The organism is Roseicyclus persicicus, assembly GCF_012395815.1.
Taxonomy (GTDB): Bacteria; Pseudomonadota; Alphaproteobacteria; order Rhodobacterales; family Rhodobacteraceae; genus Roseicyclus; species Roseicyclus persicicus.
Map to the genome: position 1 here is coordinate 804,124 of NZ_JAAZQQ010000002.1, position 20,607 is coordinate 824,730.

19 protein-coding genes are annotated in these 20,607 nt (G+C 69.8%); 7 read left to right on the plus strand and 12 right to left on the minus strand.

From position 1 onward, the window contains the following. Window positions 1-9 precede the first annotated feature (9 nt). The 6 genes from HCU73_RS09400 to HCU73_RS09425 all read right to left on the minus strand — a co-directional run bounded on the left by HCU73_RS09400 (window position 10) and on the right by HCU73_RS09425 (window position 7,267). A complete protein-coding gene (locus tag HCU73_RS09400) occupies window positions 10-1,713 on the minus strand; it encodes an ABC transporter ATP-binding protein (RefSeq protein ID WP_168623146.1) in 1,704 nt (567 codons plus the stop codon). Then, complete coding sequence (locus HCU73_RS09405; protein WP_168623147.1) at window positions 1,713-2,660, minus strand: ABC transporter permease; 948 nt, start codon at window positions 2,658-2,660, stop codon at window positions 1,713-1,715. The genes HCU73_RS09400 and HCU73_RS09405 overlap by 1 nt, the downstream gene beginning before the upstream one ends. A 4-nt stretch (window positions 2,661-2,664) precedes the next feature. Beyond that, window positions 2,665-3,627 (minus strand): ABC transporter permease, encoded by a 963-nt coding sequence (locus tag HCU73_RS09410; RefSeq protein WP_168623148.1) that lies wholly within the window; start codon window positions 3,625-3,627, stop codon window positions 2,665-2,667. 172 nt (window positions 3,628-3,799) lie between these two features. Continuing rightward, window positions 3,800-5,347 (minus strand): ABC transporter substrate-binding protein, encoded by a 1,548-nt coding sequence (locus HCU73_RS09415; protein ID WP_168623149.1) that lies wholly within the window; start codon window positions 5,345-5,347, stop codon window positions 3,800-3,802. 301 nt (window positions 5,348-5,648) lie between these two features. Continuing rightward, complete coding sequence (locus HCU73_RS09420; RefSeq protein WP_168623150.1) at window positions 5,649-6,596, minus strand: phosphatidate cytidylyltransferase; 948 nt, start codon at window positions 6,594-6,596, stop codon at window positions 5,649-5,651. Beyond that, window positions 6,593-7,267, minus strand: a complete 675-nt coding sequence (locus HCU73_RS09425; RefSeq protein ID WP_168623151.1) for a lysophospholipid acyltransferase family protein — start codon at window positions 7,265-7,267, stop codon at window positions 6,593-6,595. The genes HCU73_RS09420 and HCU73_RS09425 overlap by 4 nt, the downstream gene beginning before the upstream one ends. Window positions 7,268-7,398: 131 nt before the next feature. Between HCU73_RS09425 and HCU73_RS09430 the strand changes: the two genes are divergently transcribed. Next, the gene (locus tag HCU73_RS09430; RefSeq protein WP_168623152.1) at window positions 7,399-8,331 is read left to right on the plus strand and encodes an L-lactate dehydrogenase; all 933 of its coding nucleotides are present in this window, start codon (window positions 7,399-7,401) and stop codon (window positions 8,329-8,331) included. Window positions 8,332-8,338: 7 nt separating this feature from the next. On the opposite strand, the gene HCU73_RS09435 is transcribed toward HCU73_RS09430, so the two are convergent. The 3 genes from HCU73_RS09435 to HCU73_RS09445 form a co-directional block, all read right to left on the minus strand. Continuing rightward, entirely contained in the window at window positions 8,339-9,265 is a 927-nt protein-coding gene (locus HCU73_RS09435; protein ID WP_168623153.1) for a DUF6635 family protein, read from the minus strand. Beyond that, window positions 9,262-9,561 (minus strand): hypothetical protein, encoded by a 300-nt coding sequence (locus HCU73_RS09440; RefSeq protein ID WP_168623154.1) that lies wholly within the window; start codon window positions 9,559-9,561, stop codon window positions 9,262-9,264. Before HCU73_RS09440 ends, HCU73_RS09435 begins: the two co-directional genes overlap by 4 nt. A 100-nt stretch (window positions 9,562-9,661) precedes the next feature. Beyond that, entirely contained in the window at window positions 9,662-11,251 is a 1,590-nt protein-coding gene (locus HCU73_RS09445; protein ID WP_168623155.1) for an ABC transporter substrate-binding protein, read from the minus strand. Window positions 11,252-11,472: 221 nt separating this feature from the next. On the opposite strand from HCU73_RS09445, the gene HCU73_RS09450 reads away from it, so the two are divergent. From HCU73_RS09450 to HCU73_RS09475, 6 genes are all read left to right on the plus strand, one after another. Further along, window positions 11,473-12,144: a Crp/Fnr family transcriptional regulator gene (locus HCU73_RS09450; RefSeq protein WP_168623156.1), complete on the plus strand. Its 672-nt coding sequence runs from the start codon at window positions 11,473-11,475 to the stop codon at window positions 12,142-12,144. Between the two features lie 183 nt (window positions 12,145-12,327). Continuing rightward, entirely contained in the window at window positions 12,328-12,762 is a 435-nt protein-coding gene (locus HCU73_RS09455; protein WP_168623157.1) for a YeeE/YedE family protein, read from the plus strand. A 4-nt stretch (window positions 12,763-12,766) separates the two neighbouring features. After that, window positions 12,767-13,204: a DUF6691 family protein gene (locus tag HCU73_RS09460; RefSeq protein ID WP_168623158.1), complete on the plus strand. Its 438-nt coding sequence runs from the start codon at window positions 12,767-12,769 to the stop codon at window positions 13,202-13,204. Between the two features lie 21 nt (window positions 13,205-13,225). Next, window positions 13,226-14,110: an MBL fold metallo-hydrolase gene (locus HCU73_RS09465; RefSeq protein ID WP_168623159.1), complete on the plus strand. Its 885-nt coding sequence runs from the start codon at window positions 13,226-13,228 to the stop codon at window positions 14,108-14,110. An 82-nt stretch (window positions 14,111-14,192) separates the two neighbouring features. Continuing rightward, entirely contained in the window at window positions 14,193-15,866 is a 1,674-nt protein-coding gene (locus HCU73_RS09470) for a bifunctional protein tyrosine phosphatase family protein/NAD(P)/FAD-dependent oxidoreductase (protein WP_168623160.1), read from the plus strand. Window positions 15,867-15,927: 61 nt separating this feature from the next. Then, window positions 15,928-17,691 carry a SulP family inorganic anion transporter gene (locus tag HCU73_RS09475; RefSeq protein WP_168623161.1) on the plus strand — a complete coding sequence of 588 codons (1,764 nt, stop codon included), beginning with the start codon at window positions 15,928-15,930 and terminating at the stop codon, window positions 17,689-17,691. 78 nt (window positions 17,692-17,769) lie between these two features. Here HCU73_RS09475 and ugpC read toward each other — a convergent pair whose 3' ends face one another. From ugpC to ugpA, 3 genes are read right to left on the minus strand one after another with little or no spacing between them, the layout of a single operon-like run. After that, window positions 17,770-18,831 (minus strand): sn-glycerol-3-phosphate ABC transporter ATP-binding protein UgpC, encoded by a 1,062-nt coding sequence (gene ugpC, locus HCU73_RS09480; RefSeq protein WP_168623162.1) that lies wholly within the window; start codon window positions 18,829-18,831, stop codon window positions 17,770-17,772. 3 nt (window positions 18,832-18,834) lie between these two features. Beyond that, window positions 18,835-19,683, minus strand: a complete 849-nt coding sequence (gene ugpE, locus HCU73_RS09485; protein WP_168623163.1) for a sn-glycerol-3-phosphate ABC transporter permease UgpE — start codon at window positions 19,681-19,683, stop codon at window positions 18,835-18,837. Between the two features lie 13 nt (window positions 19,684-19,696). Further along, on the minus strand, window positions 19,697-20,584 hold the full coding sequence (gene ugpA / locus HCU73_RS09490; protein ID WP_168623164.1) for a sn-glycerol-3-phosphate ABC transporter permease UgpA: 888 nt from the start codon (window positions 20,582-20,584) through the stop codon (window positions 19,697-19,699). Window positions 20,585-20,607: the final 23 nt, after the last annotated feature.

Sequence of the window (20,607 nt, forward strand, 5' to 3'; positions counted from 1 at the left end):
CGAAACCCCTCAGGCCACCGCCAGCCCCTCGTCGCTCAGCCCGTCCAGCCGCGGCATCAGCGACAACAGCTCGCGCGTGTAGGGATGCTGCGGCTCGGCGAACAGCGTCTCGGTGTCGGCGACCTCCACCAGCTGCCCGTTCTTCATCACGCCGACCCGGTCGCACATCTGCCGCACCACCGGCAGGTCGTGCGAGATGAACAGCATGGTCAGGTTAAGATGCTCCTGCAGATCCTTGAGAATGTTCAGGATCTGCGCCTGGATCGACACGTCGAGCGCGGAGGTCGGCTCGTCGCAGATCAGGAACCGCGGCTGGGTCGCCAGCGCGCGGGCGATCGAGATCCGCTGCCTCTGCCCGCCCGAGAACTCGTGCGGGTACTTCAGCCCCGCCTCGGCCCCGAGCCCCACCCGGTCGAGCAATTCCGCCACCCGCGCCTTCAGCGCCGCGCCCTTCAGGATGCCGTGGTGCTTCGCGGGTTCGCCCACGATCTCGTCCACACGCATCCGGGGGTTCAGCGAGGAATAGGGGTCCTGGAAGATCATCTGGATCTCGCGCCGGTACCAGTCGGGCACGCCCCGCGCCGTCGCGGTCACGTCGCGGCCGCCAAAGCGCACGCTGCCCCCGTCGACGGCATAGAGCCCCGCGATCATCCGCGCGATGGTCGACTTGCCCGAGCCGCTCTCGCCCACCAGCCCGAACACCTCGCCCTGCCGGATCTCGAAGCTCGCCCCGTCCACGGCGGTGAAATACTCCCGGTTCGACGGCAACAGCGCCCGCTTCGACACGAAGCGCTTGGTCAGCCCCTCCGCCTCGATCAGGGGCGTGCCCCGCGCGGCCTCGCTCTTGGGCCAGCTGCGCGCGAGATCCTCGATGGCGAAGCCCGTCACGCGCCCGCCATAGGCGATCAGCGGGAAGCGGTGCAGCTTGACCGTCGGCCGTGGCACGGCGGCGATCAGCGACTTGGTGTAGGGGTGCTCGGGCCGGCCCAGCACCTGCGCGGTCGGGCCGCTTTCCACCACCTCGCCCTGGTACATCACCGTCACCACGTCGGTGGTGTCGGCGATCACGCCCATGTCGTGGGTGATCAGGATCACGCCCACCTGCCGCTCGCGCGCCAGTTCCTTGATCAGCTCCAGGATCTGCGCCTGGATCGACACGTCGAGCGCCGTCGTCGGCTCGTCCGCGATGATCACGTCGGGCTCCGAACACAGCGCCAGCGCGATCACCACCCGCTGCCGCATCCCGCCCGAGAACTGGTGCGGGTACTGGTTCACCCGGTTCGCGGCGTCGGGGATGCCCACCCGCTCGATCAGCGCCACGGCCCGCGCGCCCGCCTCGGCCTCGGACAGCCCGAGGTGCGCCTGGATCGTCTCGACCAGCTGCTGCTTCACCGTGAACAGCGGGTTCAGCGAGGTCAGCGGATCCTGGAAGATCATCGAGATCTTCCTGCCCCGCAGCGCCTGCATCGCGGCCGCATCCAGCCCCGAGATCTCCTGCCCGCGGAACCGGATCAGCCCCGCCGAGATCCGCCCCGGCGGATCGAGAAGGCCCATGACCGCGGCCCCGATGGTGGATTTCCCCGCGCCGCTCTCGCCGACAAGGCCATGGATCTGCCCCGGCTCCACCGTCAGATGCGCGTCCTTGACCGCGACGAAGGTCTTGCGCCGCGTCGGGAACTCGACCGTCAGGTTCTCGATTTCAAGCAAAGCCATCAGCGCAGCCTCGGGTTCAGCGCGTCGCGCAGCCAGTCGCCGAGCAGGTTCACGGCGAGCGCCAGCGCGAGCAGCGTGCAGGCGGGGAAGAACAGGATCCACCACTCGCCCGAGAACAGGTAGCCTTGCCCGATGCGGATGAGCGTGCCGAGCGACGGCTCGGTCGGCGGCGCGCCCACCCCGAGGAAGGACAGCGTCGCCTCGGCGATGATGGCCAGCGCCAGCGAGATGGTGGCGATGACCAGCACCGGCGACAGCACGTTGGGCAGGATGTGGCGCAGCATGATCGCGGCGGGCGAGCGCCCGATCAGCCGGGCGGCGGCCACGTATTCCTTGGATTTCTCGACCAGCGTCGCGCCGCGCACCACGCGGGCGAACTGCACCCAGTCCGACAGGCCGATGGCGATGATCAGCACCCAGATCGCCACGTCGTTGCGGTATTCGGGCGGCGTGATCCCCTTGGCGATGCCGAAGATCAGCATGGCCACAAGGATCGCCGGAAAGGTCAGCTGCACGTCCGCGACGCGCATGATGATCGTCTCGACCAGCCCGCCGACATAGCCCGCGATCAGGCCCAGGGTGATCCCCAGCACCATGGCGAAGCCGACCGCGGCGAAGCCCACGAACAGCGAGATCCGAAGCCCGTAGAGGATGGTCGAGAACACGTCCCGCCCCTGGTCGTCGGTGCCCATCAGGAAGCTTTCGCCGGTGAACATGTTGGGCGCGTTCGGCGGCGTGAAGCCGTTCATCAGGTTCAGCGTGGCGGGGTTGAACGGGTCGTGCGGCGCGATCAGCGGCGCGAACACCGCCGACAGGATCAAGAGGACCGTCACCGCCGCCGAGACCATCGCCACCGGCGAGCGGCGGAAGGAATGGGCGACGTCGCTGTCCCAGGCGAGCGACAGGCGCGAGCGGGGGCGGGTCACGGGGGTGGGCGTGTCGGTCATGGCCTCAGCTCCTCAGCCGCGGGTCGATGGCGACGTACAGAAGGTCGACGATCAGGTTGATGCCCACGAACATGACCGAGATCAGCATCAGGTAGGCGGCCATCACGGGGATGTCGACGAACTGGATCGCGTTGATGAACAGAAGGCCGACGCCCGGCCACTGGAACACGGTTTCGGTGATGATGGCGAAGGCGATGATCGACCCCAGCTGCAGACCCGTCACGGTGATGACGGGCACCAGCGTGTTCTTCAGCGCGTGGCGGAAGTTGATCGCCTTCTGCGACAGCCCGCGCGCGCGGGCGAAGCGGATGTAGTCCTGCCGCAGCACTTCCAGCATCTCGGACCGCACCAGCCGCATGATCAGCGTCATCTGGTACAGCCCCAGCGTGATCGACGGCAGGATCAGCGCGATCAGGCCCGATTGCGTCAGGAAGCCGGTGGACCAGCCCCCGAGCTGGACGACCTCCCCGCGCCCGAAGGAGGGGAGCCAGGACAGTTCCACCGCGAAGACGTAGATCAGCAGGATGCCGATCAGGAAGGTCGGCAGCGACACCCCGATCAGGCTGAGGGTCATGATCGCGTTGGCCGCCCAGCCGTCGCGCCGGATCGCGGTGAAGACGCCGAAGACGATCCCGAAGACCAGCGCGAACAGGCCCGAGACCGCGGCCAGCTCCAGCGTGGCGGGCAGGCGTTCGGCGATGATCTCGGCCACCGGCCGGCCCTGCCTGTAGGAGATGCCGAGATCGCCCTGCACGGCGCGGACGAGGAAATTCCAGTACTGCACGAAGAACGGGTCGTTCAGCCCGAGGTTCTCGCGCAGGCGTTCGATGTCCTCGACGGTGCGCTCCTGGCCCAGCATCGTCTCGACCGGGTCGCCGACGAAGCGGAACATGGCGAAGGCGACAAGCCCCACCACGAGCAGCACGAGCACCGACTGGAGTATTCGGCGGAAGATATAGCTGAGCATGTGCCTGGCATCCCTGTTCGCGAGGGTCAGGACTGCCCGCTGCGCCGCCGCCCGTCAAGCCTTGGAGGCCGGGGGCGGCGCGGCGCGGGCGTCCGCCGCCCCCGGGCGATGCAGGGCGCGGCGCCGGGCGGGCGCCGCGCCGCCTTGGGCGGCAGGTTGGAAAGCGCGGGGCCTAGCGGTGGTTCACCCAGCGCAGCACGAAGAAGTTGTCGGGCCGCTGGGTCACCTCGATCCCGTCGCGCAGGCCCCACAGGAGCGGCTCCACGTAGAGCGGCACGTAGACCATGTCGTCCTGCACGGTGGCCGCGGCCTCGTCGAGCATCGCCTGCCGGGCGGTGTCGTCGATCTCGGACTGGATCATCGGCAGCAGCTCGTCGATGCGGGGGTTGGTGTAGCCGCCGAAGTTCCAGGTGCCGAGCCGGTCGCCCGCCGTGTGCACGAGGAACCGCAGCGGGTGCTCGGCGTCGAAGGTGCCCGGCGACCAGCCCAGCAGGTACATGTCGAAGTTGTCCGCCCGCAGTTCCGGCCAGTAGTTCGAGACCGGCATCGCCTCGAGCGTGGCGGTCATGCCGACCTGCGCCAGCATCCCCGTCACCGCCTGGCAGACCTGTTCGTCGTTGATGTAGCGGTCGTTGGTGCAGGACAGCGAGAAGGCGAAACCGTCGGGATAGCCCGCCTCGGCCAGCAGCGCGCGGGCCGCCTCGGGGTCGTAGGCCGGCCGGCTGTCGAGCGCGGGGCTGAAGCCGCGGGCGGAGGGCGGCACGAGCTGGCTGGCCGGTTCGGCCGAGCCGCGCATGATCGTCTGCAGGATCGCGGGCACGTTGACGGCGTGGGCCACCGCGCGGCGCACGCGGACGTCGCTGAACGGGTTGTCGCCGCCGCCCTGCAGCTCGGCATGGTCATGGGCAAAGCCCAGCATGATGACCCGCGTCTCGATCCCGCGCAGCACCGTGGTGCCGTCGGCCGCGTCGATGCGCTCGGCGTCCTGCACCGGGACCGGGTTGATCATGTCGATCTCGCCCGACAGGAGCGCGGCCACCGCCGTCGCGGGGTTCTGGATCGGGGTGAAGACGGCGCGCGTGACCGTGTGCTCGACCTCGCCCCACCAGCCGGCGAAGGGCTCCAGCACCGTTTCCAGGTCGGGCTGGCGCGACACCAGGCGGAAGGCGCCGGTGCCGTTGGCGTTCAGCGTGGCGAAGTTCTCGGCGTCGCGGGCGACGGCGACGGCCCCGTTGGCCTCGGCCCAGCCGCTGTCCATCATCATCCAGTTGGCGATGGAGTCGGGAAAGATCGGCTGCGGCGTGCTGGTCAGGATGTCGACGGTGTAGTCGTCGACCACCACAAGGTCGCTGACGGGGGCGAACCAGCTGCGCACGTCGGAGGCCTCGCTGGCCGCGCGCTCGTAGCTGAAGCGCACGTCCTCGGCGGTGAAGGCCGCGCCGTCGTGGAAGGTGACGCCCTCGCGCAGGTAGAACCGCCAGCCCGCGCCGTCGGGCAGCGGTTCCCACCGGGTGGCGAGCGCGGGCTCGATCGTCATGTCGCGGCCGCGCCGCACCAGCCCCTCGTAGACATTGGTCAGGAAGCCCAGCACCGGCGTCGACGACACCGCGTGCGGGTCCATCGTCGAGGGGTCGGTGGTCGAGGACCAGCGGAAGGTCTCGGCCGCCGCGGGAAAGGCGAGGCCGGCCGCCAGGGTGGCGGCCGCGAACAGGCGTGTCATGCGATTGTCCCTTCATGAACGGTGCGCAGGCGCGGGCCGCGCGCGCGGGCCGCAAGACTGGCCCGCCGCGCGCGGGAAAGGGAACCCTGCGGACGCTCACACCTGCGTGATGGTCCCTGTCAACGAGCGGGCGCTCCGGTCCTGTCCCGGGGCTCCGCCCGTTCGGACCTTGGAGGCTCCACCGGAGCCTCCACCGGCCCCGGGGGGGGGCGGACCGGTCCTGTCTCCCGGGGCTCCGCCCGTTCGGACCTTGGAGGCTCCACTGGAGCCTCCACCGGCCCCTGGGGGGCCGGATCGGTCCTCACCCCCAAACCAGCAGGGTGACGTGGTAGAACAGCGGCGCGGCAAAGATCACGCCGGCCAGCTGGTCGAGGAACCCGCCCTGGCCGGGGATCAGGTGCGACCAGTCCTTGACGCACTTGTCGCGCTTGATCGCGGCGAAGACGAGGCTGCCGAACATCCCCGCCGCCGCCGCCATCGCCGCCATCGCCGCCGCGCCGGCCAGGCCGAAGGGCGTGATCCAGCTCAGGCCCGCCCCGATCAGCGCCGCCGCGGCGATGCCCGTCAGCACCCCCTCCAGCGTCTTGGGCGACACCGCCGGCGCCAGCTTGCGGCGGCCGAAGCGGCGGCCGGCGTAGTAGTCGAAGAACTCGCCGAACTGCACCACCATGGCCAGGAACACGATCAGCAGCACCGACCGGTCCTCGGCCCCGTCGCCCACCTCGTAGGTCAGGAGCGCGGGCACGTGGCTGACGCAGAACACGCAGATCATCAGCCCCCACTGCATCTCGGCCACGCGCACCAGGAACCGCTGCGGGTCGCCGCGCAGCGCCGAGACGATCGGCAGGAGCAGGAAGGCGTAGACCGGGATGAACACGGCCAGCAGGCCCGTCCACCCCAGCCCGACGAAGACGTATTGCAGCGGCAGGATCACGAAGGCCGCCAGCGCCAGCGACAGGTGGTCGGCCCGGCGCTTGTAGGCGTAGGTCAGGAACTCGCGCAGCGCCGCGAAGCTGGCGAAGGCGAACAGCAGCAGCACCGCCACCTCGCCCGTCAGCACCGCCAGCGACAACAGGATCACCATCGCCCACCACGAATGGACGCGGGTCATGAAGGTCTCGACCACCGGGTCGGCGCGGCCCTCGGGCTGGCGGGCGCGCAGGAACTCGCCAAGCAGCGTCAGCGCGGTCAAAAGGCCGATCACCCCGAAGGACAGCAGCAGGATGTCGAGCGTCGTCTGGCTGGTCATGGCGCGGTGTCCGGCGGCTCGGGGCGCAGCGCCACCAGCGCGGCGGCGGCGCGGGCCAGGAAATTGCCCCGGTTCTCGCCCTCGGCCACCCGCACCGGCGCGCCGAAGGTCACGGTGCAGATCAGGGGCAGGGGGATGACCTCGCCCTTGGGCATGATCTCGTTGAGGTTGGCGATCCAGGCCGGCACCAGGTCGACGTCGGGCCGGGCCTTGCCGATGTTGTAGAGCCCCGCCCGGAACGGCAGCAACGGCTCGTCGCCCATGTTGCGGTTGCCCTCGGGAAAGATGATCAGGCTCGATCCCTCGTCGAGCGCGGCCAGGATCGCCTCCATCGGGTCCTCGGTGCGTTCCTCGCGGCGGCGGTCCACCAGCACGCAGTTGAACACCTCGGGCCCGACGAAGGCGCGCAGCGGCGTCTTGAGCCAGTAGTCGGCGGCGGCCACGGGCCGGGTGCGGCGGCGGATATGGGCGGGCAGGCAGGCCCAGATCATCGGCATGTCGGCGTTCGAGACATGGTTGGCGTAGTAGACCCGCTGCCGGGCCACCGGCTCCACCCCGCGCCAGTCTGCGCGCACCGCGGTGATGAAGCGCGCGACGAACACCAGCACATGGCCGACCGCCCGCGCCGCGACGCGCCGCGGCAGGCTGCGCCGGGGTGTCTGTGCCGCCATGTCCGTCCTCCCTTGGGGTGCGACAGTGACGACGCCCCCGATGCGGCGTCAAGGCCTCAGCACACGCTGGCTCCGCCGCGAAACTTGTGCTCCCATCTCGTCACGACGGTGAGTCTTGTAATGGGTGCGCGATGAAGGTCGGGATCGTGGGCGCGGGCATGGTCGGGTCGGCGGCGGGCTTCGCGCTGATCCTCAAGGGCATCGCGACCGAGCTGGTGCTGGTCGACCGCGACGCGGCCCGGGCCCGGGCCGAGGCCGAGGACATCGCCCATGCCGTGCCCTTCGCCGCCCCCGCCGTGGTGCGGGCGGGCGATTTCGACGATCTGGACGGGGCGGGGGTGGTCATCCTCGCCTGCGGGGTGTCGCAGAAGCGGGGCGAGACGCGGCTGGCGCTGCTGGAACGCAACGCGGCGGTGTTCCGCGAGGTGGTCGGCGCGGTGATGGCCGCCTGCCCGGGCGCGATCCTGCTGGTCGCCACCAACCCGGTCGACATCATGGGGCAGGTGGCGCAGGCGCTGTCGGGCCTGCCGCCGGGGCGCGTGATCGGGTCGGGCACCATCCTCGACACCGCGCGGTTCCGCTGGCTGGTCGGCCGGCACCTCGGCATCTCGCCGGGCTCGGTCCACGCCTATGTGCTGGGCGAGCACGGCGACAGCGAGGTGCTGGCCTGGTCCAACGCGCGGGCGGGGTCCGTCCCGCTGGCAAGCTTCGCCGCGCAGGTCGGCGCGCCGCTGACCGCCGCCGTGCGCGAGCGCATCGACGAGGGCGTGCGCCGCGCGGCCTACACCATCATCGCGGGCAAGGGCGCCACCTGGCACGGGATCGGGGCGGGGCTGGCGCGGATCGTGGCGGCGATCCGGGGCGACGAGCAGGCGGTGCTGTCGGTATCGACGGTCGAGCCCGAGGTGCTGGGCGTCGGGCCCGTCGCCCTGTCGCTGCCCCGGCTGGTGGGGCGCGAGGGGGTCACGGCGACGCTCTGGCCCGAACTCGACGATGCCGAGACCGGGGCGCTCCTGGCCTCGGCCACGATCCTGCGCGCGCAGGTCGAGACGCTGCGCTTCTAGGCCCGCGTCAGCCGCGGAACAGGCGCAGGATCGACAGGGTCGCGTCCCACAGGTCGAAGCCGCGCGCGAGCAGGTGCTCGCCGGCAAGCCCCGGTGCGCCCGGCCGGCCCCGGGTCTCGGCCTCGACCCGCGCGATGAGCCGCAGGAGCCGGCGCCGGTGCACGCCCAGCCGCGCCAGCACCGGGTCGGCCAGCGCGCCCGCGAAGGCCGCCACCACCGCGCCCGTGGCAAGGAGCCCCGCCAGCGTCGCCGCGACAAGGCCCGGCGAGGGGCCGACCGGGATCACCCCGTACCACAGCCGCCCCAGCCGGTCGCCCAGCGGGAAATCGGCGATGGCGGTGTGCCGGGCCACCGCCTCGGCGACGCCGGGCGCCATCGAGACCATGCCGGGCGTGAGCGTCTGGAACAGCGCCGCACCGACCGCCACCGCCAGAAGCGCCGTGGTGATCTCGGCCACCGCCGAGCGCGTGGCCGTGTAGTCGGCCAGCGCCCCGGCGATGCGGTCGGCCATGGCCGCGGCGCCCTCGGGGCTGCCCTGGCGGCGCAGCGCCTCGGCGTAGGCCGGTGCCGACAGGATCGCGCGCGACAGGGCGGCGGCGTCGGCCGGCGGACCGTCGGGCAGGGGCACCTCGAGCAGGTCCTCCAGCACCGCGGCCTCGACGCGCGCCGCGACCGCGGTGCGCAGCAGGAGCCGGCGCCCCCCGAGCCAGGCCGCCGCGCGGCGGGCGCCGGTCAGCCGGGCCACCAGCGCCGCGAGGCGGGTCAGCACGAGGACGGGCGACAGCACCACGTTCACCGGCGCCCGCAGGATGTCGCGCCCCAGCGCCGCGCGGTGCAGGCGCAGGCTGCCCGGCCAGCGGAAGTGCCGGGCGACGAAGGCCTCGACCTGCGCGCGCCGGGCCCTTGGGGCCATGTCGGGGGCGGGCGCGGTCATGTCAGGCTCAGGACGGCGAAGAGGACAAGGCTGGCCACCCGCGCGAGGTCGGCCCAGAGCGCCGGCCCCTCGTCCCGCGCCGCCGCGCGCCAGACCCCCACCAGCACCACAAGGTTGTAGGGCACCGACAGGGCATAGCCCGCCGCCAGCGCCAGCCAGGGCCGGTCGGCCGAGACGAGGGCGAGGAACGCCACGCTGGTCGTGACGTTGACCACGAGCGCGCCCAGCACCGCCCAGGTCCAGAACGCCTCGCCGAGGGAAAGATCGCCCCGCCAGAGGGCCATGAGCCTGTCCATGCCGGGAATCTGGGGCGCCGCCCGCGCCCGCGCCAGAGGGGTGACAAGAAAAGGCCGCCCCGGTTGCCCGGGGCGGCCCCTGTCGGTCATGCCGGACCGGTCAGTTCATCTCGAAATACTTGAACCTGACCGAGTCGTCGGCGTCCACCAGCGTGGTCCAGGCATCCGAGATGCCCCAGTTCAGCACCTGGTTGTGGATCGGGATGTAGATCAGCTCTTCCTCGGCCATCGCGAACAGCTCGGCGATGGTCTGGTTGCGGGCCGCGAGGTCGGTGTTCGAGGTCAGCGACTCGATCATCGCGTCCATCTCGGGGTTGAGGTAGCGGGTGCCGTTCCACGACCCCCGGCCCTCGGTGCGCGAGTGGTAGAGGAAGTTGAAGATGTACTCGGCGTCATAGGTCGGCACGCCCCAGCCGAGCAGGTAGAAGTCGGTTTCCAGGTTCGCGATCAGCGGGAAGTGCTGGGCGCGGGGCAGGGCCGACAGGTTCGCCGTGATCCCGATCTGCGCCAGCATGCCGACGGCGGCCTGGCAGATCGCCTCGTCGTTGACGTAGCGGTCGTTCGGGCAGTCGAGCTGGATCGAGAAGCCGTCGGCGTAGCCCGCCTCGGCCATCAGGGCGCGGGCGGCCTCGACGTCATAGGCCGGGTAGGCGTCGAGCTCGGCCGTCCAGCCGTTCACCGGCGGGGGCGAGATCACGCCGGCGGGCGCCGACTGGCCGCGCATCACGACCTGCTGGATGGCCTCGCGGTTGATCGCGATGTCGATCGCCTGGCGCACGCGCAGGTCGGCCAGCGGGTTCGCCCCCTCGACACTGTCCAGCGTCAGGTCGGCGTCGCCGACGTTCATGCCGAAGAAGATCACCCGGTTCTGCGGCGCGGTGGCCAGCCCGATGCCGTCGGCCTCGGCCACGCGGGCAAGATCCTGCACCGGCACGTCCTGGATGAAATCGACCTCGCCCGTCAGCAGCGCTGCGACGCGGGTCGCGGGGTTCTGGATCGGGGTGAAGATGATCTCGGTCACGTCCATCGGGAAGGTGCCGATGCCCCAGTAGGTCTCGTTCAGCGTCATCACCGTGCGCACGTCGGCCTCGCGGCTCTGCAGCACGTAGGGGCCGGTGCCGTTGGTGTTGCGCGCGGCGTAGGTGTCCTCGCCGGCGGCGTAGTCCTGCGCCTCCTCGGCGCCGTTCGCCGCGGCCCAGCCCGCATCCATGATCATGATGTTGGTCAGGTTGTTGGGCAGCAGCGGGTTCGGCCCGTCGGTCACGATCTCGACGGTGTAGGGGCCCGCGGCCCGCACCTCGGTCACGCCGGTCAGCAGTTCCTTGAAGTTCGACGTCTCGGACTGGGCGCGGTTGAGCGAGAACACCACGTCCTCCGCGTCGAAGGTCTCGCCGCCGTGGAAGGTCACGCCCTCGCGCAGCTGGAACACCCAGACGTTCGGGTCGTCGGCCGAGGGCTCCCAGCTCAGCGCCAGCGCCGGCTCCATCTCGCCGGCGTGGTTGCGCACGATCAGCGGCTCGTAGATCTGGTGCATCAGCGTGGTGGTCGGGCCCTCGTTCTGGGCGTGCGGGTCGAGCGTCAGCGCCTCGGCGGCGCGCGCCCAGCGGATGGTTTCGGCCGAGGCGGCCGCGGTCGTCAGCGCGGTCGTGGCCAGAAGCGCCGCCCCGAAGGCGGCAAAACGCATGGTCATTGAAAGACTCCCTGTTCTTGGTGTTGGCGTTCCGGCGGCCGAGTATGGATAGGTTTTCCCGCTTGTCCAGCCGAGGGCCGACCGTCCGGTCCACGGAACAACCCCGGCGGGATGCCCGCAAGGGCAATTCCCGCAAGGCGGGAAGCCGGCCGGGGGATGCATCTTGTCTCCGCCCCATATAGGTGCAGACTGCGCAGCGATTGATCCCGGGGGAGACACCCATGACCGCCACCGCCAAGCAAGGGGACTGGATCGAGCGGTTCGAGGGGCTGAGCCGTCTCGAGCCGCGGGTCCGCGACCTGCTGACCGCGCGCAGCCAGGTGATCCGGGTGCCGGCGGGCACGGTGATCTTCGGGCCGGGCAAGTCGCCGGACAACCTGCTGCTGCTGCTGCACGGCACGGTGCGGGTGCAGCAGCTGGCCGAGAACGGGCGCGAGGTGGTGCTCTACCGCGTCACGGCGGGCGAAAGCTGCGTGCTGACCACGGCCTGCATGCTGGCCTACGAGGATTACGCCGCCGAGGGCGTGGCCGAGACCGACATCGAGGCCGCGGCGATCCCGCGGGCGGTGTTCGACGACCTGATCGCGTCGTCCAAGGAATTCCGCAACTTCGTGTTCCGCGCCTATTCGCGGCGGATCACCGACCTGTTCCACGTGATCGAGGACATCGCCTTCCGCCGCATGGACATCCGCCTTGCGCAGAAGATCATCGAGCGCGCGGACACCGGCGTGCTCAAGGCCACCCACGCCCAGCTCGCCGCGGAACTGGGCACCGCGCGCGAGGTGATCTCGCGCCAGCTGGCCGAGTTCCAGCGCCGCGGCTGGATCGCCCAGTCGCGCGGCGCCATCGAGATCCTCGACTGCGACGGGCTGCGCGGGCTGGCCGAAAGCTGATCGCCGCCAACGGTTGACCTGCATCAAGGCCGGCCGCGCCGCGCCGTCCGATCCTGCTGTGTGACCTAATCACAGACCGGGCCGGCCCGCGCCGGTATATCTGACCCTGCGAACAGGCAAGGAGTCAGCACAAATGGCTGAAATCATTCGGAATCAGATGCGATTCGCATCGGGGGGAAAGGCATGATCGAAACCGCGTTCACACCCTGGCAATCGCTGGGCGGCGGCGCCCTGATCGGGCTGGCGGCGGTGCTGCTGATGCTCGTCGCGGGCCGCATCATGGGCGCGACCGGCGTTCTGGCCGGCATCTTCGCCCCGGCCTCGGTCTACGACCTGAGCTGGCGCGTGGCGCTGCTGGCGGGCATGGTCACTGGCCCGGCCGTGTTCTGGCTGGTCACGGGCGGCATGCCCGAGATCACCGTCCCGGTCTCCACGCCCATGCTGCTGGTCGGCGGCTTTATCGTCGGCGTCGGCGTGACCTACGGGTCGGGCTGCACCTCGGGCCACGGCGTCTGCGGCATGGCGCGGCTGTCGCCGCGGTCCATCGCGGCGACGCTGACCTTCATGGCCACGACCGCCGTCACCGTCTTCGTCGTCCGCCACGTCATCGGAGGGTAATGCGATGCACCTGATCCTGATCTACCTCATCGGCGTGGTCTTCGGCACCGGCATCGTCGTGTCGGGCATGGCCAACCCCGCCAAGGTCATCAACTTCTTCGACGTGGCCGGCAGCTGGGATCCCAGCCTCGCCTTCGTGATGGGCGGCGCGCTGATCGTGGCGGCCATCGGCTATCGCCTCGTGTTCCTGCGCGGCCGGCCGATCTTCGAGGGCAAGTTCATGCTGCCCACCGCCCGCAACCTCGACGCGCGCCTCATCGGCGGGTCCGCCGTCTTCGGCGTCGGCTGGGGCATCGCGGGCTTCTGCCCGGGCGGCGCGCTGCCCGCGCTCGGCACCGGCCGGACCGAGGTGATCCTGTTCGTGATCGCCATGCTCGGCGGCATCTTCGCTGCGAAATACCTGCAATCGCTGTCGCGCCCCAAGGCGCAGGCGGCTTCCTGAGAACCCCGGAGGACCCTGTAAATGACCGACTATCCCGTGAACATGAACGTCCACCCCGAGGTCGAGCCCTTCTTCGACCCCGCGACCAACACGATCTCCTACGTCGTGAAGGACCCCAACTCCAACAGCTGTGCCATCGTCGACAGCGTGATGGACATCGACTACGCCGCCGGCCGCATCACCTACGAAAGCGCCGACGCCATCATCGCCTATGTCCAGGACAAGGGCCTCAAGGTCGAGTGGCTGATCGAGACCCACGTCCACGCCGACCACCTGTCGGCCGCGCCCTACATCCAGGACAAGCTGGGCGGCAAGATCGGCATCGGCCGCAACATCACCGTGGTGCAGGACACCTTCGGCAAGGTGTTCAACGAGGGCACCGAGTTCCAGCGCGACGGCTCGCAGTTCGACGCGCTGTTCGATGACGGCGACAGCTACGAGATCGGCGGGATGCGCGCGGTGGCGATGTACACGCCGGGCCACACGCCGGCCTGCATGACCCATGTGATGGGCGACGCGGCCTTCGTCGGCGACACGCTGTTCATGCCCGATGGCGGCTCGGCGCGGGCCGACTTCCCCGGCGGGGACGCGGGCACGCTGTATGACTCGATCCAGAAGGTGCTGGCCCTGCCCGACGAGATGCGCCTGTTCATGTGCCACGACTACGGCCCGAACGGCCGCGACATCCAGTGGGAGACCACGGTCGGCGACGAGAAGGCGCACAACATCCACGTCGGCGGCGGAAAGACGAAGGAGGAATTCGTCAAGTTCCGCACCGAGCGCGACGCGCAGCTCGACATGCCGCGGCTCATCATCCCCTCGCTGCAGGTGAACATGCGCGCGGGCGAGGTGCCGAAGGACCGCGATGGCCGCCCGATGCTCAAGGTGCCGGTCAACGCGCTCTGATCCCTGCCAGGCGGGCGGGCGCAGGACGCGCCCGCCCCACGCAACCCGGGGGCGAGGGGCCCCTTGAGGAGGAGGCACCGCCATGGATGCCCGGACGATCACGGTTGGCCTGTCGGTCAGCCCCCAGATAACCGCCGACGACCTGCGGACGGCCAAGGACCACGGCTTTCGCGCGATCATCTGCAACCGCCCCGACGGCGAGGGCATGGACCAGCCCAACTTCGAGGAGATCGAGACCGCCGCGAAGGCCCTCGGCCTCGAGGCGCGCTACCTGCCGATCACGGCGGGCAAGGTCATGGACGAGGACGCCGCCGCCTTCGGCCGCCTCCTGACGGAACTGCCCGGCCCGGTGCTGGCCTACTGCCGCACCGGCACGCGGTCGGCGACGCTGTGGTCGCTGGCCGTGGCCAAGGACAAGCCGGTGGCCGACATCCTCGCCGCGACCAAGGCGGCGGGCTACGACATGGGCGGCGTGGTGCGCCGCATCGCCAACGGCGGCAAGACGCCCACCGACCGCGCCGACGCGCAGTTCGACGTGGTGATCGTGGGCGGCGGCGCCGCGGGCATCGCGGTGGCGGCCTCGCTCCGCGCGCGCAAGCCGGGGCTGGAGATGGCGATCATCGACCCCGCCGACATCCATTACTACCAGCCCGGCTGGACCATGGTGGGCGGCGGCGTGTTCGACGCCGCGACCACCGCCAAGACCATGGGCAGCCTGATCCCCGCGGGCGTTCACTGGATCAAGTCCGCCGTCGCGGCCTTCGAGCCCAAGGACAACGCCGTCATCCTCGACGGCTGCCGCGTGGTGAAATACCGCCGCCTGATCGTCGCGCCGGGGCTGAAGCTCGACTGGCACAAGGTCGAGGGTCTGGTCGACACGCTGGGCCAGAACGGCGTGACCTCGAACTACCGCTACGACCTCGCCCCCTACACCTGGGAACTGGTCAAGGGGATGAAACAGGGCCGCGCCGTGTTCACCCAGCCGCCGATGCCGATCAAGTGCGCCGGCGCCCCGCAGAAGGCGCTGTATCTCTCGGGCGACCACTGGTTCCGCACGGGCGTGCTCGACCGGATCGACATCCAGTTCATGAACGCGGGCGGCGTGCTGTTCGGGGTCAAGGATTATGTCCCGGCGCTGCAGTCCTACATGAACCGCTACAAGGCCGAGCTGAATTTCTTCCACAATCTCAAGGCCATCGACGGGCCTGCGAAAAAGGCGTGGTTCGAGGTGAAGGAGCCCGAGAAGGAGGCCCGCACCGTCGAGGTGGAGTTCGACATGATCCATGTCGTGCCGCCCCAGACCGCGCCCGACTTCATCCGGGTCTCGCCGCTGGCCGACGCCGCGGGCTGGGTCGACGTGGACCAGGCGACGCTGCGCCACAAGACCTACGAGAACATCTGGTCGCTCGGCGACGTGATGAACGCGCCGAACGCCAAGACCGCCGCGGCGGCCCGGATGCAGGCGCCCATCGTGGCCGAGAACGTGGCCGACGACATCGACGGGCGGTCCCCCACCGCGATCTACAACGGCTACGGCTCCTGCCCGCTGACGGTGGAGAAGGGCAAGATCGTGCTGGCCGAGTTCGGCTATGGCGGCACGCTGCTGCCGTCCTTCCCGCGCTGGCTGATCGACGGCACCAAGCCGACCCGCGCGGCGTGGTTCCTGAAGGAGACCGTGCTGCCGCCCTTCTACTGGAAGGCGATGCTGCGCGGGAAGGAGTGGATGGTGAAGCCCGAGAAGGTCACCGCCCGCTGACACGACACCGAGGCGGCGGCCCCGCGACCGGGGCCGCCCGAGCACAAGAAAGACGACCGGCATGACCCGCACCGACATCCTCGCCCTCGCGAAACGCTACGTTCCCGTCCTCGACTGGGGCCGCAGCTACACCCGCGACGCGTTCCAGAACGACCTGCTGGCGGCGGTGATCGTGACGATCATGCTGATCCCGCAGTCGCTGGCCTACGCGCTCCTGGCGGGGCTTCCGCCCGAGGCGGGGCTTTACGCCTCGATCCTGCCCATCGTGCTCTACGCGATCTTCGGCACCTCCCGCGCGCTGGCCGTGGGGCCGGTGGCGGTGGTGTCGCTGATGACGGCGGCGGCGATCGGGCAGGTGGCCGAGCAGGGAACGGCGGGCTACGCGGTGGCCGCGCTGACGCTGGCGGTGCTGTCGGGGGGCATCCTGCTGGCGATGGGGCTGCTGAAGCTGGGGTTCCTGGCCAATTTCCTCAGCCACCCGGTCATCGCGGGCTTCATCACCGCGTCCGGCATCCTGATCGCGGCCTCCCAGGTCCGCTACATCCTCGGCATCGACGCGCACGGCCACACGCTGCCCGAGGTGCTCTATACCCTCAACGAGAACATGAACGACGCCGACCCGGTCACCATAGCGCTGGGCTTGGGGGCGCTGGGCTTCCTGTTCTGGGTGCGCAAGGGGCTTAAGCCGCTCCTGCTGCGGATGGGCGTGCGGCCGCGCCTGGCCGACATCGCGCAGAAGGCGGGGCCGGTGGGCGCGGTGGTCGTCACCACGCTGATCGTCTGGGCCTTCGGGCTGGCCGAGCAGGGCGTCGCCATCGTGGGCGCGGTGCCGCAGTCGCTGCCGCCGCTGACGATGCCCGACCTGTCGGCGGACCTGGTCTCGGCGCTGTTCGTGCCCGCGCTGCTGATCTCGGTGATCGGCTTCGTGGAATCCGTCTCGGTCGCCCAGACGCTGGCCGCCAAGAAGCGCCAGCGCATCGACCCCGACCAGGAGCTGATCGGGCTGGGCGCCGCCAACCTCGGCGCGGGCTTCACCGGCGGCTACCCGGTGACGGGCGGCTTTGCCCGGTCGGTCGTCAACTTCGACGCGGGCGCCGAGACGCCGGCGGCCGGCGCCTACACCGCCGTCGGCCTCGCCATCGCGGCGCTGGCGCTGACGCCGCTGATCTTCTTCCTGCCCAAGGCAACGCTGGCGGCCACCATCATCGTGGCGGTCCTGAGCCTCGTCGACTTCTCGATCCTCAAGACCAGCTGGGGCTATTCCAAGGCCGATTTCGCCGCCGTCGCCGCCACCATCCTGCTGACGCTGGGCATGGGGGTGGAGACGGGCGTGACCGCCGGGGTGCTCCTGTCGATCCTCCTGCACCTCTACAAGACGTCCAAGCCGCACGTGGCCGAGGTGGGCCTCGTCCCCGGCACCCAGCATTTCCGCAACATCCACCGCCACGCGGTCGACACCGACCCGGCCGTCCTGACCATCCGCATCGACGAGAGCCTGTATTTCCCGAACGCCCGGTTCCTGGAGGATTACGTCCTGAACCGCGTCGCAGGCGACAAGGCGGTGAAACACGTCGTGCTGATGTGCTCGGCGGTGAACGTGATCGACTTCTCGGCGCTCGAGGCGCTCGAGGCGCTGAACCTGCGGCTCAAGGACATGGGCATCACGCTGCACCTGTCCGAGGTGAAGGGCCCGGTGATGGACCGGCTGCAGCGGTCGCATTTCCTGCACGACCTGACGGGCCGCGTGTTCCTCGCGCAGTTCGACGCCTGGGTGGCGCTGACGCAGGCGCCCGCGCCGGAACCCGAGCGCCAGGCGGCGGAGTAAAGGGGGCGAAAAACCGCAGTTTTTCGCACGGGAAAACTGCAGTTTTCCGCCGCGTTTTGCTGCAGCAAAACGCCCCCGTCAGTCCACCACGCTCAGCGCCGGGCGGCTGCCGCGCTCCATCGCCCGCCCCTCGGCGTCGAAGAACAGCACCGCCTCGGGGTCCGCGCCGAGGCGCAGCGTCTGCCCCTCGCGGATCTGCGTGCCGTGCCCGTCGCGCAGGATCATCCGGTCCGGGCCGATCGCCAGGTGCACCAGCGTCTCGGCCCCCAGCGCCTCGACCAGCACCACGCGGGCCTCGGGCCCCTCGCGCGAGATGCGCAGCGCCTCGGGCCGCACCCCCAGCGCCGCCGCCCCGGGCCGGAGCCCGCCGCCCAGCGTCGCCACCGCCGCGCCGCCCGCCGTGCCCGCCTCGTAGACGTTCATCGGCGGCGCGCCGATGAATTCCGCCACGAAGCGGCTGGCCGGGCGCTGGTACAGGTCCATCGGCGTGCCGATCTGCTCGATCCGGCCCTCGGACATGATGACGATGCGGTCGGCCAGGCTCATCGCCTCGACCTGGTCATGGGTCACGAAGACGAAGGTCGCCTTGAGCCGCGCGTGCAGGTCCTTGAGTTCCGCCCGCAGCTGCGTGCGCAGCTTGGCGTCGAGGTTCGACAGCGGCTCGTCGAACAGGAACACGGCAGGTTCCCGCACGATGGCGCGGCCCATGGCGACGCGCTGGCGCTGGCCGCCCGACAGCTGCCGCGGCTTGCGGTCGAGGTACTGGGTGATCTGCAGCGTCTCGGCGGCCGCCGCGATGCGCCGGTCGATCTCGGGGCGCGGGGTGCCGCGGTTCCTGAGCCCGTATTCCATGTTCCGCCGCACCGACATGTGCGGGTAGAGCGCGTAGTTCTGGAACACCATGGCGATGTCGCGCTCGGCGGGCTCCAGCCGGTTCACCACGCGGCCGGCGATCTCGACCTCGCCCTCGGTGATCGTCTCCAGCCCCGCGATCATGCGCAGGATCGTCGACTTGCCGCAGCCCGAGGGGCCCACCAGCACGATGAATTCCCCGTCCGCGATGTCGACGGAGGCGCCTGTGACGGCGGTCACGCCGCCTGCGTAGGTCTTGCCCACGTTGCGAAGTTTCAACTCGGCCATGCGTTATTTCTCGCTGTCCACGAGGCCCTTCACGAAGAGCCGCTGCATCAGGATCACCACCGCGACGGGCGGCAGCATGGCGAGCACGGTGACCGCCATGATGTAGTTCCAGTTCGGTTCGCTGTCGACGACGTCGGCCATGCGCTTGATGCCCGCGACGATGGTGTAGAAGCTGTCGTCCGTCGTCACGAGGATCGGCCAGAGATACTGGTTCCAGCCGTAGATGAAGAGGATCACGAACAGCGCCGCGATGTTGGTCTGCGACATCGGCAACAGGATGTCGCGGAAGAACTTCATCGGGCCGGCGCCGTCGATCCGGGCGGCCTCCATCATCTCGTCGGGGATGGTCAGGAACACCTGCCGGAACAGGAAGGTGGCCGTGGCCGACGCCATCAGCGGCACGGTAAGGCCTGTGTAGCTGTTCAGCATTCCCAGATCGGCGATCACCTCGTAGGTCGGCAGGATCCGCACCTCGACCGGCAGCATCAGGGTGATGAAGATCAGCCAGAAGGCCAGCACCCGGAACGGAAAGCGGAAATAGACGATGGCGAAGGCCGAGACGATCGAGATCACGATCTTGCCCACCGCGATCAGCAGCGCCATCACCATCGAGTTGAACAGCATCAGGCTGATCGGCACCGACATCTGCGAGGAGATGCCGCCGGCCATGACCCCGGTGTAGCTGGTGGCGATGTTGTCGCCCGGCAGGAGCGGGATGGTGCCGGTGGCGAAGGCCGAGGGCTCGTGCGTCGACGCGATGAAGGCGACGTAGACCGGGAAGGCCACGAGCGCCACGCCGCAGATCAGCACGGCATGGGCCAGGATGTCGAGCCAGCGCTGGTTTTCGACCATGTCTCCGCCCCCCTCAGTAGGTGACCCGGCGTTCCACGTAGCGGAACTGCACGAAGGTCAGGAGCATCACGAGGCACATCAGGACGACCGACTGCGCCGCCGAGGAGCCGAGGTTGAGCCCGATGAAGCCGTCGTCGAACACCTTGTAGACGAGCGTGTTGGTCGCCTGCGCCGGCCCGCCCGAGGTGGTCGCGTGGATCACGGCGAAGGTGTCGAACAGCGTGTAGACCACGTTCACGACGAGCAGGAAGAAGGTCGTGGGCGACAGGAGCGGCAGGGTGATGGTCCAGAACCGCTTGACCGGGCCCGCGCCGTCGATGGCGGCGGCCTCGCGCAGGGAGGCCGGGATCGACTGCAGCCCCGCCACGAAGAACAGAAAGTTGTAGCTGATCTGCTTCCACACCGAGGCGACGACGACGAGGATCATGGCGTCGTTGCCGTTCAGGTTGTGGTTCCAGTCATAGCCCAACGTCATCTCCAGCGCGTAGGGCAGGATGCCGATGGCGGGGTTGAAGATGAACCACCACAGGATGCCGGCGACCGCGGGCGCCACCGCGTAGGGCCAGACCAGCAGCGTGGTGTAGGGCGCGGCGCTGCGGATCATCCGGTCGACGGCCAGCGCCAACAGGAGCGCGATGCCGAGCGAGGCGATGACCGTGGCGATGGAGAACACCACCGTGACCTGCAGCGAATTCAGGTATTCCGAGCTGTTGAACAGCGCCTCGTAGTTGCGCATCCCCACGAAGGTGGTCGACAGCCCGAAGGCGTCCTCGCGCAGGAAGGACTGGTAGACGGCCTGCCCGGCCGGCCACAGGAAGAACACCGCGGTGATGGCAAGCTGCGGGGCCAGCAGCAGGTAGGGCAGCCCCTTGTTGCCGAAGATCGTGCGCTTGGTCTGCATGCCGTCTCCGCAGAAAGCGGGCC

Excerpts from the sequence above, each read along its gene's own strand:
- HCU73_RS09435 (WP_168623153.1), bottom strand. The coding sequence starts at position 9,265 with ATGACCGCGCCCGCCCCCGACATGGCCCCAAGGGCCCGGCGCGCGCAG.
- HCU73_RS09475 (WP_168623161.1), top strand. The coding sequence starts at position 15,928 with ATGACCCGCACCGACATCCTCGCCCTCGCGAAACGCTACGTTCCCGTC.
- HCU73_RS09420 (WP_168623150.1), bottom strand. The coding sequence starts at position 6,596 with ATGACCAGCCAGACGACGCTCGACATCCTGCTGCTGTCCTTCGGGGTG.
- HCU73_RS09455 (WP_168623157.1), top strand. The coding sequence starts at position 12,328 with ATGATCGAAACCGCGTTCACACCCTGGCAATCGCTGGGCGGCGGCGCC.
- HCU73_RS09440 (WP_168623154.1), bottom strand. The coding sequence starts at position 9,561 with ATGGACAGGCTCATGGCCCTCTGGCGGGGCGATCTTTCCCTCGGCGAG.
- HCU73_RS09410 (WP_168623148.1), bottom strand. The coding sequence starts at position 3,627 with ATGCTCAGCTATATCTTCCGCCGAATACTCCAGTCGGTGCTCGTGCTG.
- HCU73_RS09405 (WP_168623147.1), bottom strand. The coding sequence starts at position 2,660 with ATGACCGACACGCCCACCCCCGTGACCCGCCCCCGCTCGCGCCTGTCG.
- HCU73_RS09460 (WP_168623158.1), top strand. The coding sequence starts at position 12,767 with ATGCACCTGATCCTGATCTACCTCATCGGCGTGGTCTTCGGCACCGGC.
- HCU73_RS09430 (WP_168623152.1), top strand. The coding sequence starts at position 7,399 with ATGAAGGTCGGGATCGTGGGCGCGGGCATGGTCGGGTCGGCGGCGGGC.
- HCU73_RS09470 (WP_168623160.1), top strand. The coding sequence starts at position 14,193 with ATGGATGCCCGGACGATCACGGTTGGCCTGTCGGTCAGCCCCCAGATA.
- HCU73_RS09445 (WP_168623155.1), bottom strand. The coding sequence starts at position 11,251 with ATGACCATGCGTTTTGCCGCCTTCGGGGCGGCGCTTCTGGCCACGACC.
- HCU73_RS09425 (WP_168623151.1), bottom strand. The coding sequence starts at position 7,267 with ATGGCGGCACAGACACCCCGGCGCAGCCTGCCGCGGCGCGTCGCGGCG.
- ugpE (WP_168623163.1), bottom strand. The coding sequence starts at position 19,683 with ATGGTCGAAAACCAGCGCTGGCTCGACATCCTGGCCCATGCCGTGCTG.
- HCU73_RS09400 (WP_168623146.1), bottom strand. The coding sequence starts at position 1,713 with ATGGCTTTGCTTGAAATCGAGAACCTGACGGTCGAGTTCCCGACGCGG.
- HCU73_RS09450 (WP_168623156.1), top strand. The coding sequence starts at position 11,473 with ATGACCGCCACCGCCAAGCAAGGGGACTGGATCGAGCGGTTCGAGGGG.
- HCU73_RS09415 (WP_168623149.1), bottom strand. The coding sequence starts at position 5,347 with ATGACACGCCTGTTCGCGGCCGCCACCCTGGCGGCCGGCCTCGCCTTT.
- ugpA (WP_168623164.1), bottom strand. The coding sequence starts at position 20,584 with ATGCAGACCAAGCGCACGATCTTCGGCAACAAGGGGCTGCCCTACCTG.
- HCU73_RS09465 (WP_168623159.1), top strand. The coding sequence starts at position 13,226 with ATGACCGACTATCCCGTGAACATGAACGTCCACCCCGAGGTCGAGCCC.
- ugpC (WP_168623162.1), bottom strand. The coding sequence starts at position 18,831 with ATGGCCGAGTTGAAACTTCGCAACGTGGGCAAGACCTACGCAGGCGGC.